This window comes from [Flexibacter] sp. ATCC 35208 (genome assembly GCF_001975825.1).
GTDB lineage: Bacteria > Bacteroidota > Bacteroidia > Chitinophagales > Chitinophagaceae > Chitinophaga.
Map to the genome: position 1 here is coordinate 11931 of NZ_MTKN01000007.1, position 16278 is coordinate 28208.

At 47.1% G+C, this 16278-nt stretch carries 9 protein-coding genes; 1 reads left to right on the plus strand and 8 read right to left on the minus strand.

What is annotated here, in order from left to right; genetic code table 11:
* Positions 1–137 precede the first annotated feature (137 nt).
* From uxaC to BW716_RS06715, 7 genes are all read right to left on the minus strand, one after another.
* The gene (gene uxaC / locus BW716_RS06685; protein WP_083721757.1) at positions 138–1541 is read right to left on the minus strand and encodes a glucuronate isomerase; all 1404 of its coding nucleotides are present in this window, start codon (positions 1539–1541) and stop codon (positions 138–140) included.
* Positions 1542–1562: 21 nt separating this feature from the next.
* A complete protein-coding gene (locus BW716_RS06690; RefSeq protein WP_083721758.1) occupies positions 1563–3218 on the minus strand; it encodes a UxaA family hydrolase in 1656 nt (551 codons plus the stop codon).
* Positions 3215–4636, minus strand: a complete 1422-nt coding sequence (locus BW716_RS06695) for a tagaturonate reductase (RefSeq protein WP_083721759.1) — start codon at positions 4634–4636, stop codon at positions 3215–3217. Before BW716_RS06695 ends, BW716_RS06690 begins: the two co-directional genes overlap by 4 nt.
* Positions 4637–4701: 65 nt before the next feature.
* Positions 4702–6588, minus strand: a complete 1887-nt coding sequence (locus BW716_RS06700; protein ID WP_083721760.1) for a glycoside hydrolase family 88 protein — start codon at positions 6586–6588, stop codon at positions 4702–4704.
* A gap of 1 nt (position 6589) precedes the next feature.
* Positions 6590–8776, minus strand: coding sequence for a glycosyl hydrolase family 28 protein (locus BW716_RS06705; protein ID WP_235643514.1), 2187 nt, complete (start codon positions 8774–8776; stop codon positions 6590–6592).
* A 10-nt stretch (positions 8777–8786) separates the two neighbouring features.
* Positions 8787–10421, minus strand: a complete 1635-nt coding sequence (locus BW716_RS06710) for a RagB/SusD family nutrient uptake outer membrane protein (protein WP_083721761.1) — start codon at positions 10419–10421, stop codon at positions 8787–8789.
* A gap of 17 nt (positions 10422–10438) precedes the next feature.
* Positions 10439–13396, minus strand: a complete 2958-nt coding sequence (locus tag BW716_RS06715) for a TonB-dependent receptor (protein ID WP_083721762.1) — start codon at positions 13394–13396, stop codon at positions 10439–10441.
* A 282-nt stretch (positions 13397–13678) separates the two neighbouring features.
* Here BW716_RS06715 and BW716_RS06720 point away from each other — a divergent pair, with 282 nt between their 5' ends.
* Positions 13679–14458 (plus strand): hypothetical protein, encoded by a 780-nt coding sequence (locus BW716_RS06720; RefSeq protein ID WP_143708761.1) that lies wholly within the window; start codon positions 13679–13681, stop codon positions 14456–14458.
* Positions 14459–14516: 58 nt separating this feature from the next.
* On the opposite strand, the gene BW716_RS38025 is transcribed toward BW716_RS06720, so the two are convergent.
* Entirely contained in the window at positions 14517–16244 is a 1728-nt protein-coding gene (locus BW716_RS38025) for a glycoside hydrolase 43 family protein (protein ID WP_235643516.1), read from the minus strand.
* Between the last annotated feature and the right edge of the window lie 34 nt (positions 16245–16278).

Consider the following 16278-nt stretch of genomic DNA (forward strand, 5'->3'; position numbering starts at 1 on the left):
GCGCGGGTTGTTATCATAAAATAAGATTGCTTGCAGCGAAGGAGAATCCCGGTGACGCCCTGTTGTCACCGGGATGTGTTTTTTTCCCTAAAAACAGGGTTCATCCTCGTTGGTGAATTCCCCTTTTCATGAATGTTTTATTTCCAATTGAAATATTGCTGTGCATTGTAAAAACAAATATCCTGTATCACCTTCCCTACCCACTCCACATCATTCGGTAATTCCCCATTCTCTATCTCCTGCCCAAACAACTCGCAAACGATACGACGGAAATATTCATGTCTTGGATAAGAAAGGAAACTCCTCGAATCAGTTAGCATCCCTACAAAACGGCTTAGTAACCCCATATTGGACAATGCATTGATTTGCCTGATCATTCCATCCTTCTGATCTAAGAACCACCATGCAGAACCAAACTGCACCTTCCCTGCTACTGACCCATCATTGAAGTTTCCAATCATGGTAGCCAGCAATTCATTATCTGAAGGATTCAGGTTATAGAGAATTGTTTTTGCCAACTGATCCTGGCTATCCAATCTATCCAGGAATTTAGCCAACGCCCTCGCCTGGGAGAAATCGCCGATGGAATCCCAACCAGTATCAGGACCTAACTGGCGCATCATGCGGGAATTGTTATTGCGCAACGCACCGAGATGATATTGCTGTACCCAGCCTTTCTCCCAATCCCAGATAGCCAGTTGTACTAATAAGGCAGATTTGATCTGACGGATTTCGGACAAGGTCAGTTGTTGACCACTTCTTACTTTCGTAAAGATGTTATTGATCTCTGTATCTGAATAATCATCTGCATAGATTTCCTCTATACCATGGTCTGACACAGAACACCCCATCCCTGCAAAGAAATCGTGCCTGCTTTTAAGCGCTGTAAGCAGATCCTGGTAAGTGGAAATACTTGTATCCGCAGCCTGTTCCAGCTTTTGGAGATACGCATTATATTTTGCAGGATCATCTACATTCATTGCCTGATCCGGACGGAACGCAGGCAGAATAGGAATTTCAAAACCGTCCTCTTTTAGTTGTCTGTGATATTCCAGTGTATCTGCAGGATCATCTGTCGTACATACCAGCGCTACTTTCATTTTGCGTAGCAGGTTGCGGGTGGTATATTCTTTTGTTTGCAACAGCTCATTGCAGGTAGCATAAATAGCTGGTGCCGATGATGTATTCAATATTTCATTGACGCCGAAATAACGTTGTAATTCCAGGTGCGTCCAGTGATACAGGGGATTACGTAAGGTATAAGGCACTGTTGCCGCCCACTTTTCAAATTTCTCCCAGTCCGAACGGTCACCTGTACAATAGCTCTCATGCACGCCATTCGTACGCATGGCCCTCCACTTATAGTGATCGCCATACAGCCATGCCTGTGTAATATTTTCAAAAGCGGTATCGGCTGCAATCTGCGCCGGTGGCAGGTGACAATGATAATCAATCACGGGCATCTCCTTTGCATAGTCGTGATACAATTTCCTGGATGTCGCAGTACTCAACAGGAAATGTTCATCTAAAAACTGCTTCATTATTACTGATTAAAATGTTGTTTATAATGAGACTCCTCTCTTCCAGGGAATGAAATCATCCTGTCCGTTCAGGACTGATTTTGCGGGCAATGTACCGCTGGCCACCTGGATCACATGTTCCAGGATCCGCTCCCCTGCCTGTTGGATCGTCTCGTCCCCATCTATGATCGTACCGGTATTGATGTCTATGATGTCCGGCATTTTTTCAAACAACTTTGTATTGCTACTTAATTTGATCACAGGGGTGACAGGGTTGCCGGTAGGTGTACCCAAACCTGTGGTGAACAAAACGATGGTAGCGCCGGCGCCTACTTCGGCTGTGGTAGATTCTACGTCATTGCCGGGGGTGCATAAGAGGTTGAGGCCCGGTTTCTTTACCTGTTGGGGATAATCCAGTACTTCTACTACAGGCGATGTACCACCTTTCTTAGCGGCGCCTGCACTCTTGATGGCATCAGTGATGAGGCCATCCTTGATATTGCCGGGTGAAGGGTTCATGTCAAAACCAGAACCGGCATCTTCTGCCCTGCGTTCGTAAGTACGCATCAGGTCTATGAAGCGCAGTGCATCTGTCTCCTGTACACAACGATCACTCATCTCCTGTTCTACCCCACAAAGCTCAGGGAACTCTGACAGGATCACACTACCGCCTAAGGCAACCAGCAGATCGGAAGTATAGCCGATGGCAGGATTCGCAGAAATACCTGAGAAGCCATCGGAGCCACCGCATTCAAGACCGATGGTCAGTTTGCTTAAAGGCGCCGGCTTTCTTTCTATTGTATTTGCTGCTATCAAACCCGCAAAGGTTTGTTTGATGGCAGCAGATACCAATGCCTGTTCTGTACCAATGGTTTGCTGATCGAGGATGTATAAAGGTTTACTGAAGTCCGGAGAACGCTTATTGATCTCATCCTGCAGCATAGTGATCTGTGCATTCTGGCACCCCAGGCTTAATACTGTGGCACCTGCTACATTTGCATGGGTGATATACCCTGCCAACAGGCCACAAAGGGTTTGTGCATCCTGACGGATACCACCGCAACCACCTTCGTGTGTGAGGAATTTAATGCCATCTACATTTGGAAAAACCTTTGGTTGCTGATAAGCGGGTTCGTTTTCTGTGAAGATGGTTTCGATAATGCTTTCTTTACTGGCACCCTGCTGGAATTGTGTAGCCAGTTGTTTTGCAAAGGCGGCGTATTTTTTAGGCCGGCCATAACCCAAAGCATCTGTGAGGGCTTCTTTCAGTACTTCCACATTCCTGTTTTCGCAGAATACCATGGGGATCACGAGCCAGTAATTGCCCGTGCCCACGCTACCATCTGCACGATGATACCCCTGGAAAGTACGATCTTTCCAATGTGCAATATCAGGTTGATGCCAGGCAATCTTGCGCTGTGACGCCAGCTGAAAATCACTGGCAGCATGTTGTACATTGCTGGTGCCTATCCTGGCGCCCGCAGGCAGATCTTGTTTTGCCTTGCCTACCAGTACGCCATACATGGTGATAGGATCACCTGTTTTAAGGGCTGCTTCCGTAAATTTATGTTTGGCAGGTACGTCATCATACAGCGTGTACGACTGACCATTATCCTGTACGGTTTCTCCTTTCTTCAGGTCGGTTAGTGCCACCACTACATTATCGTGTGGGTGGACTTTTAAAATACTTCTTTTCATATCACGGTTGTTTCTGCTGCTACCCGTTTGATTAATGTAGCGGCTCCTTCATTTATTAAATTATTCAACATGACGGTAACAGCCTGTGCGAAGCCTTTGTATCGGGTTAAGTCTTCGCCCCATAAGGCTTCATTTTTCAGCACTTCCTGTACCAGCGCTTCAGGAGATAATTGCGCCCATTTTTCTTTGAAGTACGCAGCATGATCATCCTGAATATCCTGCTTCATGGTGAGCAGATATGCAGCAAAACCCATGGCCAGTAATGCAGGCACTTCATGTACATGCTGGTAGTATTTTTTCAGAATGGGAATGACACGCATTTTCATTTTGCTCGTATACTGCATGGTGATGCTGAGCCAGCGATGTTGGATGTATGGATTGCGGAAGCGGTCCAATACGCTGATAGCAAAGCGATGCGCAGCATCTTCACGGATATTGATATCCGTAATAGCAGGCACGATTTCATGTTGCATGAGGGCTGCAATCACTGCTTCAAAAGCGGTATCCTCCATTGCTTCGCGCACGGTTTCAAACCCGGCCAGATGTGCTAACCCACAGGTGAGCGTGTGCGTACCATTCAATAAGCGCAACTTCAGTTCACGGAATACATTGATGTTTGGTGCGAGTACCACACCTTCATCTGCTTTAGCAAAAGAAAGTATCTTTTTTACTTTTTCACTATTGGTCTCTATAGCCCATAGCCGATAGACTTCAGACATGATCATGAGTTGGTCTTCATAACCAAGTTGTTTCTCTGTCGCCGCCTGTTCTTCTTTTGGCAATGCACCGGGTACAATGCGGTCTACGAGCGAATTACAGAAGTCGTTTTCTGTTTCCAGCCAGTGGATGAAAGGTTGTTCTAAATGATGCCGTTTCGCCTGTTCAAGGACGATATTTTTCAGTTTCGTACCATTGTCCGGAATGAGTTCTGTAGGGATGATGACCATGCCTTGCTGGTTAAACTGGTAGCGTTTCAATAAGAACGCGAGCAATTTTCCGGGGAAAGAAGATGGCGGGTTTGCATGAATATCATCATCTGTAAGACTAATACCGACTTCGGTTGTATTGGATATAATGATCTCCATATCGGGGTTCTCTGCGCAGGCAAGGATCTCAGCCCATTGCGATGCAGCGGAGAGTACCCGGCTGATAGAAGTATTAATGACATGTTCTGAAATACGCTGTCCGGCATGGATCCCCTGTATACATTGAGTATAGAGATGATCCTGAGCAGCAAAGGTATCCGTACCACCTTTGTCAGTTGATTTGATCACGACAATACGGCCGTTGAAAATACCGGCTTTGTTGGCTTTATCTATGAAATAATCAGGGAGACCACGGAGAAGCACGCCGGTACCAAATTGCAGTACCTTTTCAGGAAGCTCCGGGAGGGCTACGTGATTTTTTGACAATTGCATATAATGAGTTTGATAATTTGAAGTATGGATTGAAATGCAGATAAAATTTCAGGTTACCAGGATGATTATTTCTTTGCCTCCCGAATCATCCAATCTGCCAGATCAGCTGCTGCCTGATAATTTTCAAAATCGGGTGAGAGCCTGCGACCATCAAGGTATTCATTGTAGAACCAGGGATCGCCTACGGCAAATACTGCACCCTTGACTACTTTGGCCACCGCCATGATCACATCTCCTTTATTATTGAAGATGGAGGTAGCGGGTGGCGAGAGTTTCAGCGTCGAGATCTCTTTGATGTAGATTTTCTTTGTGTGGGCAAAAACAGGATTCCCTGCAGGCAGGTATAGAGCGCCCTGTTCAAATTGCTTTCCTTCTACATGGTTGCGGCTATCTTCATTGAAGTGAATACCGAAGCGCTCTGTAAGGATGTTGAATTTTTCTATTTCAGAATTACCTTTGTCGTTTTGCAGGATGACTAAGACACCACCTTTCTTTACCCAGTCATAGATCACATCAGCATAAGCAGGCGTCATGAAATTGGGTTTCGCAGTTTCCTTTTCAGTATCAGGATCTACGATCAGGAAGATATTGGTCTTTGCCAGATTTGCAGCAGTGGGTGCTGCAGGCAGCATGGCGGTACGCACACCTTTGTTGTGGAAAATTTCGCCCCAGAGAGAGTAACCACCATTATCCATCTCATCCCATACATAATGCCAGGTGGTACCATTGCTTCTTACTTCATGGTTGAAGAAATTATCGATGGTGATGGTGAGCCCTTTACCTGTTTTAGGAATGGCCAGCAGGTCTATTTCATTGGCTGCCTGCATGTAGGCGCCGACTCCTTTGGGATCGTTCTGGATCACCTTTTCACTCAGGTAGTATTCATAGCTGCCATCGCGGTAAGGGTCGCCCCCCAGGCCCCCGACGTTAACAGTACCTTCGAGGTTTACGCCACCTTCGGCAGCAGGACGAATGAATTGTTTATTGATCCCGGTGAATCCCTTTTTTGCGATGGATAAATAGGATTCAGGCAGGTAACCTAAGCGGATCCCTTTGGCCAGTGTGTATACAAACATACTGCTTACAGAGGCTTCAAGGTAATTCCCTTTCCTGCCTGCTTTGTCTAAGATCTGGTACCAAACACCGCTGGCAGGGTCCTGGAATTTCTTTACAGCTGCTGCGTAGCGTTGTAAGATCTGTAACAGGCTGTCTCTGCCCGGATGACCGGCAGGATAATATTCCAATACATCTACGAGCGCCATGCCATACCAACCCATGGCCCTACCCCAGAAATTTGGGGAGCGCCCGGTGGTCTTATCCGCCCATTTCTGTTGGCGGGATTCATCATAGGCATGATAGAGTAATCCTGTTTTTGCATCCCGGCTGTTTGTTTCCATGAGCACGAATTGTCTCGTGATATCACGGAAGGCAGTATCCTCATGGAATAAAGCCGCGTATTCTGCATAGAAAGGTTCACCCATATATAAACCATCTAACCACATCTGGTAAGGGTAGCGCTTCTTGTGCCAGAAACCACCGGCATTTGTACGCGGTTGTTTGCGTAACTGTTCCCTTAGTTTTTCAGCAGCCAGTTTATATTTCTCTTCATTCGTCACTTTGTACAGCAACAATAAAGCGCGGCCGTTTTTGATGTTATCGATGTTGTAATCATCCTGTTTGTAAGTACGGATGTTGCCTTCTTTGTCAATGTACGTATCAATGCCCTCCTGGATAAACTGGAAATACTTTCCATCACCTGTGTTTTTCCAGAGGCCTGCAAAGCCTTCCAGTACTACACCCTGGTCGTAAGTCCAGTTAGGCGTTTTGCCGGTTTCCTGTAATGAGTCTTTCCATAATCGCATGACAGTAGTGGCCATCGGGGCAGCAGATTGCGCATTGCCCTGCATGGTGGCAGCTACAGCTAATAGAAAAATTAAGCCTGTTCTTTTCATTTTAGTCTCCCATTTTTATTGCTTTGCTATCCTGCACGTTCATTTTGCCATTGTCGGCAGTGAGCAGTTTTACGTTGGTCAGTTGGATGTTTTTACCTTCTATGCAATCACCGGCTTTGTCTGCTTTGATGGTGATATTATTCAGGTAGATATCACTGATAGGCATTTCTGGTAAGCCCCGGATAAAGATCGCCTTTGCCGCACCATTACACACCACATTATTGATATGAAAATCCCGGAAGCGGGGCGTGCCGTCTGTAACAGGAATCGTCTCCACCTTAGGTGTTTCTCTTTTCTCACCTACCAGTACCACAGGGTCTTTCGCCATGTAGTACATATCAAAGAGGATGGCTTCCGCAGGAATGTTTTCCATATTGATATTACTCACGTAGATCTTTTCTACGATACCACCACGACCACGGGTTGTTTTGAAACGCAATCCGATATCGGTGCCTAAGAAAGAACAATCAGATACATATAAATTGTTCGCTCCGCCTGACATTTCGCTACCGATCACGAAGCCACCGTGAGCATGGTACACCGTACAATTATTCACGATCACATCGGCCGTAGGCACCCCTCTTTTTCTACCCTGTTCATCTCTGCCGGATTTGATACAGATGCCATCATCACCTACATCGAAGGTACAACCTTCGATGCGCGCAAAACGGCAGGATTCAAGATCAAGTCCATCGCCATTCTGTGCATACCATGGGTTCTTTGCATATACATTTCTCAGGGTGATGTGTTCACACAATAATGGGTGCAAACACCACGCCGGAGAGTTCTGAAAAGTTACGCCTTCCAGCAATACATATTTACAGGACGCGATGCTGATCATGTTAGGGCGCAGGAAGTCTTTGATATCATTGTAATCAGCAGCGGTTTTGCCGGGAGCGATCACGCCCGCTTGCTGGGTTTTCGAACCTTTCAGTGATTTCTCAGACGGGTACCACGTTTTCTGGTCATCGCCGGTGATACCGCCGGAAGTGGTCAGTCTCTTCCATTGGCTTTCTGTCAGCTTATCTTTCTTGACGATGCGCCATGCATCGCCGCCGCCATCGAGAATACCTTTGCCGGTGATCGCAATGTTTTCTGCATTGAGTGCAGAAAGAGGGGCCTGGCAGCGCATGGCTTTCAGCCCTTCGTAGGTTGTTTCTATTAAAGGGTATTGGGAAAAATCGGTCGTAAACTGTAAGATGGAATTAGGCGCCAGATAAAGGTTCACATTGCTTTTTAATACGATCGGACCAGTGAGCCATAAGCCGGAAGGAATCATTACCACCCCTCCCCCCCTGTTGCTACAGGTATCGATAGCGGCGTTGATGCTCTGACTATTGAGGGTCACACCATCAGATTTGGCACCAAAGGACAGGATATTCAGCGTATCTCTTCTGAAATGAGGTTCATATATCTCTGGCAGATCAAAGCGGTATTTGCCTTCAAAAGCGGTCTTTTTCAGGAAAGGATCCAGCCCAATGTGTTTCTCATGAATTTCCTTTGCCACCAGCCCTGCAATGAGGGTAGCGCCGTAGGTGTTAAAGTGGGTATTGTCTGTGACGCCATCGGGCAATTTGGTATAGTGCCCTGCCGGTGTGGTTTTAAATAGCTTTTCAGAACCCTGAACACCATGTTGTACAATGAGGGCTTCACTGCTTTTGTGCAGGTCGATGAGGGGCACTTTGTACTGAGCGGCCAGTGCCCTCACTACACCGGGATATTCCCCATGCTGGTCCACGAAATTGCCTTTGTCGTCAAACTTACGCCGCATCACGGGTGTGATGAGTACGGGGTTGGCACCTTTGGCGCGGGCTTCTTTTACAAAGCGCAACAGGTTGTCTTTGTATGCGCCGTTCGGAGCTGCATAACGGGTGGAATCTTCTTTCTTCTGGTCATTGTGGCCAAACTGGATGAGCACCCAGTCACCCTGTTTTAATTGTGCTAAAACAGAATCCCAGCGATGTTCATTGATGAAGCTTTTGGTGCTTCTGCCATTCACGGCATAGTTCTTTACTTCAATGCCATCCAGGAATTGCGGGAACAGTTGACCCCAACCTCTTTCGGGATTATCTTCCAGTGGTTTGTTGGACATGGTGGAATCGCCAATCAGGAAAATACGGGGTTGATCAGCCGGCATCCAGCTGATCAACGGTAACAATAATACCAGTAAATAACGTCTTATAATCATCTGTAACAGTTTATTGGTAGCCAGGATTTTGAGTGAATTCAGCTTTGTTGGTCACGGCATCTATCTGATCCTGCGGAATCGGGCGCAGGTTGTGATAAGACTGGAAGTAGGTGGCCGGATCAGGGCTGTAGTTTTTAATACGTTCTTCCAGTTTGCCGGTACGTTTCAGATCGAACCATCTTAACTGTTCGCCAGCCAGTTCACGTGCTCTTTCATCGAGGATGAAGTCGAGTGTGATGTCGGCATCGGTGATGAGCATATCGGCTTCATGACCGGCGATGGCGGCTCTTTTACGAATCACATTGATGTAGTCGGCAGCTTTGCCATTGTTGCCCAGTTTGAACTGTGCTTCAGCTGCGATCAGGTACATCTCGGCCAGCCGAATGATGAATGCATCGCGGGCGCTTTCTTCTTCATTCATGGAGGCACGGGTAGGATCATCGAATTTCTGTAGAGAAATATAGTGCGTACGGTCTTTACCGCCGCCGTTTGTAGCATATACTATATTCCTGTCGTACGTTCTGTATTTTTTGCCGGCGGTATCTGCGTTGGTGACTGCATATTTAGTGACTACAATCGCGGTATCCCCCAGTTTCATACCAGCTGGCGCTGTATTCAGGTTATTGCAATACCATACCTGTTTGAAGGTAGCTGCATAACGGGCATCAGCATTTTCGTTGAACAGGTTCAGCAGGAAGAGCGATGGCATATACCTGTTGAAAGGACGGCCATTGGTTACATCGCGCTGCATACCGGGCAGGTCATCGTACTTCATGATGAACATGAGGTGACCATTGTTGGCACCGCGGGAATGACCGTTGGGATAAAGGGTGGCATCAACCCGGTCATCGTAGACCAGGTTTTTCATATAGTTCACAGCCCACACCACTTCCTTATTCTGCAGGTTGCTCATGCTCCAAAGGTCGGCATATTTTGCCTGTAAGCTATATCCATAATTGTTAATAACAGAGTCAGCGAGTACAGCTGCTCTTTCGTTGAGATTGCGGGTCAGGCACATCCTGGCCAGAAAAGCCTGGGCTACAGGTTTGGTAGCACGGCCATAGTCTGTTGTAGTGAGTGGCAGGTCGTTGACAGCGACATCCAGGTCACGGAATATCTGGGCGTAAAAGGTATCTACGGGAGTACGATTAGCTGTCGTCTGGACACCTGTGGTTTCATCCACCGTAAAGTGTACGCCGCCCCACATTTCTACGATGTGCCAGTAGTAGAATGCACGCATAAAGTGGAGTTCTGCGTTGCGCTTCTTTTTGACATCATCGGTATAACCTGCTTTGCCGATGCGGCCAATGCCGCTATTGCACAGGTTGATGGCGGCATAGAGTTGTTTCCAGAGTCCACTCATCACGGTATTGCTGGCCTGTAAATTTATGTATTGGGTGATGTCTGGGTATTTATCACCGGTACCGCTGGTCCAGAGGTCGGTCCCCATTTCAGAGATGCTGTACCCTTCTTCTTTGCCGTACCACCAGCGATTGTAGGTGTAGACGGCATTTACCAGGGTTTCAAAACCTTCGGGGGTACTGAATACCTGATCGGTGGTGAGGCCCGATGGATTGTATTCTTCCAGCTGCTTGTTACAAGCGAAGCTGGTTAATAATATGAGGAGGAAATAGTAGCGTTTCATGGTTTACTTTTTTAGGATCAGAATTCTACGTTTAAGCCAGCGACATACATTTTGGTGAGCGGGTTGCTGAGGTCCCCGCCTCTTTCCGGATCGTAGTCTTTCACCTTGCTGAAGGTGAAGAGGTTCTTGCCGGTGACGTACACTCTTACACTGCTGAGGTGTACCGTCTTCAATGCGCCTGCTGGCAAGGTATATCCCAGTGAGATATTCCTGATCTTTACAAAAGAGCCTTCCTGATAACCCAATGTTTTGATGAATGGCGTACCATCTTTTGACACGCTGGCATTGGGTCTTGGATAAGCATTGGTAGCATGGTCCGGCGTCCAGTAGTCCAAAGGAGCACTGTTTTCCAGACCCTGTGGATCGAATTTGGCAGCATATTCAGAGTAGATGTACTGACCGATACGTGCGAATACATAGACGTTCAGATCGAAATTAGCGTAGCGGATATCGTTGTTAAAACCACCGCTCCAGGTAGGTACCTGTCTGCCCAGTACTACTCTGTCCTGTGTGTTGAGCGCACCGTCGCCATTGATATCTTTTACTTTGATATTACCGGGTTTGTAGCCGTACTTAGCGGCTTCTGTGGCTTCATCCGTTTGCCAGATGCCTAGTTTCTGGTAGTCATAATATACTTTTACAGGGTAACCAATAAACCATCCATTGGCAACGTCGTTGGTGTTGGCGTCTGCCAGCGAAACGATTTCTTCTTTGTTTTTGGAGAAGACGATATTGGAAGTCCAGGTTAGTTTGCCGGTACTGATATTCGTCGTATTGATGCCTATTTCAATCCCTCTGTTGCGGGTCTTTCCGATGTTCTGGATCACGGTGGTCACACCGGAAGAAGAAGGTAGCGTCCTTTGCAGCAGCAGGTCTTTGGTATGAGTATCATAGTAATCGATAGTAGCGCCAATTCTGCCATTCAGCACACTAAAATCCAGGCCTACATCCGCAGTGGCAGAGAGTTCCCATTTCAGGTTCTTGTTGCCAACCTGGTTACCGATGCCATATGCAAGGGCAGCGTTGGTGTCATCGTAAGAGAATGGGATCTTGCTCAGGTAACTGGCGGTGGAGTATGGCGATACAGCATCGTTGCCTGCAATACCGTAGCTGGCGCGGAGTTTAAGATCGCTGAATACATTTTGTCCTTTCATGAACGATTCGTCACTGATCCTCCAGGCAGCGGCAGCTGATGGGAAGAACGCCCATTTATTGCCGGGGGCCAGTTTAGAAGAGCCATCAGAGCGGCCGGTGAGGGATAGCAGGTACTTACCTTTATAGTTGTAATTCACACGCCCAGTGAAGGAGATGAGTTTACTGGAAAGGTAGTTCGTACGAACCGCTATACCACTTACACTATTGGCAAGTGCATAGTAAAGCTGCGAGGGCAACAGTTGTCCTTCACCCTGCAGAAAGCTCGAGTCACGCTGGTCGGAGAGCAGGCTGGCTACACCGGTGATACCGATGGAGTGCTGTCCGAACTGGTGTGAATAGTTGGCTACGTTTTCCCAGCTCAGGTAGCGTTGTGCACCTGTGTTGTACTGGGAACGCGAGGTAGAGGCGGTAGACCTGTCGATGGAATTTTTAGCAGCAAAGATCCCCTGTCGGGCATTGTCCAGCGTAACGCCCAGGTTTGAGCGGAGAGACAAGCCTTTGAGTGGTGTAAGCTCTACGTAGGCATTGATGAATGTTCTCGTGACACGACTATTGTTCTGGTAGATATTAGGCTGTTCATCTGCCAGTGGGTTGATGGCAGAGCCATTGTTGGGGAACAGTACGAAATTACCGTCAGCATCGTACGGACCATTGAGGGGTACGATTTTGTTGGCCTGATTTAAAGGGTCGCGGCGCGCATCCTGGTCGTAGTAAGTGACCTGGCTTTGCATACCAGCTTTCAGGATGTTGCTGATGGTCTGATCGATGTTCAGGCGGGCGCTGTAGCGACGGGTACGATCGAGTTTGAATAAACCTTTTTCATCAAAGTAGTCGAGGGAAAAGTAAACCTTTGTTTTGTCGGAGCCACCGGTTACCCCCACCTGATAATCCTGCTGTAAGCCGTTATGAATAAGCAGGTCAGCATAGTTGGTCCAGAGGTTGTTTTGAATAGCATTCACTTCAGCAGCGTTAAAGATGAGTGCATCATCGGCATCGGAGTTCCAGCGGCCGGTGGTGTGGTAGGCTTCTCTTTTGAGGGCAACGTACTGAGGGCCCGTCATCATGGATGGATAGCCGGCTACTTCGTTGTTGCCCACGTAAGTGTTGAGACTTACCTTAGGCTTGCCCAGCGCGCCTTTGCGGGTGGTAATGATGATCACACCGTTTGCACCTCTGGAACCATAGATAGCGGTGGAGGAAGCGTCTTTGAGCACTTCCATGCTTTGAATATCGTTGGAGTTGATGTCCTGAATGTTTTGGTATTGTACACCGTCTACAATGTAGAGGGGGCCGTTGTCTGCGCGGATGGAGCGGTTACCTCTCACGGTGACGTTGATCTTTGCGCCGGAGGCACCGGAACTTTTGGTGATGTCTACGCCGGGGAGTTTACCCTGAACAGATTCCATCACATTGGTAGTAGGCACTTTTTTGAGTTCAGCGCCTTTGACAGAAACAACGGAGCCGGTGAGGTCTCTTTTCTTTACTTCACCATAGCCGATTACGACTACCTCATCCAGTTGTTTGTTATCTTTTGTCATTGCGATGCTCAGGCTTGTGTTTCCGTCAATATTGCGGGTGAGTGCTTCATACCCCATGTAGGTGAATGTGAGCACGCCCTGTGGATTGGGGACATTGATGGAGAAATTCCCAGAGGCATCGGTTTGAGTGCCGGTGGTAGTGCCTTTGAGTTGAACGCTCACCATGATGAGAGGTTCGCCGGTGGTAGCATCGGTCACCTTTCCTTTGATAACATGGGTTTGAGCGAACGCCCAACTGACAGTGCTGAGCACGAGGCAGCAAAACATCAGTAGTTTTTTCATAACGTATCGAATTGTTGTGTGTTTTTCAAATGGGTTATACAGACGTCATGGAATAAGCATTGCTACAGTTGCAATACAGGCAGGCACTGGTTTTGTATCAGATTGATGGGTTGTACCCGTATCCCTGAAACAATTCTACAGCTATAATTTTATTATTGGAAGGGAATGGGCGGATTTATTTACGCAAACGTTTGCGGGGAATATTATCATTAGAATTTTTATTATAAAAATCAAGGAGAAGACTGTATTTTAGTGAAGAAATCCTTAATACCTCATTTTATCATGAAGAAAATTCTTTTGTGTCTATTTATGGCAGGTAGTTTGCCTGCGTTAGCCCAGTATGACACGATATCTGTTGGTTACCTGGGAGTGGGAACGTACGTAAACAAAACTTTTAATTTGAATGTAGGTGGTAAATCCCGTTTTGCTAACCCTGCTCACTTTGGCGAGTCGTTTGATGATACCCCGTATGGTTATGGCATACAGGTTGCCAGACCAGCGAATCAGGGTGATACCCGTTTCCATTTATCGTTTGTAAGAGCTGGTCAATGGGTAGCTGGCATGGGCTTTCTACAGTCCAGCAATACCTTTGCGATTCAGAACTATGGAAACAACTCCGTTTCTACTGGTATCTTTATTACCTCCGCCAGTAATGTTGGTATTAATAACCGTACTCCCGCTACCGCGCTGGATGTGAATGGAACTGTCAGGGCTGAGACTGGCATGGTTGTAAATATGGCTTCTTTGCCTACTGGTTACACCCTGGCCGTGAATGGCACTATTGGCGGTACCAAGCTAAAGGTAACGCAGAGTTGGGCGGATTATGTGTTTGCTGCGGGTTATAAATTACCTTCATTAGCTGAAGTGGAAGCGCATATCAAAGAAAATCACAAATTACCTGATATTCCTTCAGAGAAACAGATTGCTGCAGAGGGGCTGGATGTGGGAGAAATGCAAAAATTACAGATGCAGAAGATCGAAGAGCTGACATTGTACATCATTGATTTGAAGAAACAGCTGGAAGCGCAGCAAAAAGAAATCGAAGCGTTGAAAGCGAAATAATATTTTTTTACAGGGGATTTTTTAAAAAGGGTTTGCCGCGCGGCAAACCCTTTTTAATTTATTCTACTCTAAACCAATCATAATCTGCATATCCTGCATCATTGATCTGGCCGGGTCGTATGCAGAAGAGCCCTACTTTGGCACCAATCCAACGTCCGGGTTTGGCAGTGAAAGTTTCTTTGATTGGGATAAAGTCATTGCCATCATTGCTGTAGCTAAACTGGCAGATGGCGCCTTCGGTGATTTTCACCCTGAAATAGCAGGTGCTGTCTTTTAGTGTAGTAATGAGCTGTTGGCTTTCTGCTTTGCCTTTGTCGGCGTTTTTGCAGGTGCTGTACAAGAGTTGTAATTCCTTTTCTTTTTTGAGGATGGATAGTGAAGCGTAGTCAGCACCCATGATGATGAGGCCCGTGCGTTCTCCTTCCAAATTGGGATTGGGTGTGAACTTGCAGACAGTAGTCACTGTGAAGGTATCGTTTGGAAATTTCTGTAAGAGTAAGTTTGGTACATCCCAGTAGTTGTGCAGGGAGTCAGGGAGTTTCGCGGAGAAGAGTCTCAATACACCTTTTGCAGGAGAAAGCATACCCCAGGTAGGAAGTGGGTTTGCCTGCCATTGCCATTGAAGTCCGAGTGTGCTGGTATTGAATTCATCGGAGGTGAGGGGCGTACTAAAAACATTGCCGGTGGGTGGTGTATTAAAAGTATTACCAGTGGTGGGAGGCGTCATAAAAGTATTGCCGGCAAGTGGCGTTTTAACACTATTGCCAGTGGTGGGTAGCGTTTTAACAGTATTGCCGGTAAGTGGCGTTTTAACACTATTCCCTATGAACGGCTTTTTGTAAGTGAGCACCGGCTCTCCTTTTCCATCCCCATCTTTATCTATCCCAATCACCGGCCAGTTATTCACCCACTTCATGGGTTGTAAATGTACTACACGACCATAGGCGTCTTTGTCCTGGAAGTGCAGGAACCAGTCAGTACCAGTAGTTGTGGTCACCCATGCGCCCTGATGAGGACCATTGATGGGAGTATTACCCTGATCCATGACGATCTTTTCTTCGTAAGGGCCTTCGATCTTTTTCGCTCTTAAAACCAGTTGCCAGCCAGTACTCACTCCGCCCGCAGGGGCGAAAATGTAGTAGTAGCCATTGCGCTTGTAGAGCTTTGGCCCTTCCAAAGTCGGATTGGATGGATGGCCATCCACGACAAGGATACCCGCATCTGTGACAGTAGTGCCTGCGGCATTCATATGATGCAGGGTAAGCACGCTCTTGATACCTGCACGACTCCCTGCGTAAGCATGAATGAGATACACCTGGCCATCCTCATCCCAGAAAGGACAGGGATCGATGATGCCCCTGCCTTCTTTTACGAGAACAGGGTCAGACCATGGACCTTTTGGAGACTTTGCTTTTATCATGTAAATACCAAAATCCGGATCCGGGTAGTAGATATAAAATTCCTTGTTGTGGTAACGGATAGCCGGCGCCCATACCCCACCCCCATGCTGCACTCTGGAAAAGTGATCGTAAGGTGGCAGGCGATGCAGCGCATGACCGATAAGCGACCAGTTGACCAGGTCTGTAGAATGTAAAATGGGCAACCCCGGGATGCAGTTAAAGCTGGAAGCTGTCATATAAAAATCGGAACCAGCTGCACAGACATCAGGGTCAGAATAATCAGCGTTGATGACAGGATTACGGTAGGTACCGTTCCCAGGATCCTGTGCAGTGGCGTAAGTACAGAACAGGCACAGGATGAGTGTACAAAGAGTGGATGGTGTCATTGTTTTTCAAATACGTGTGAATATGACAACTAAA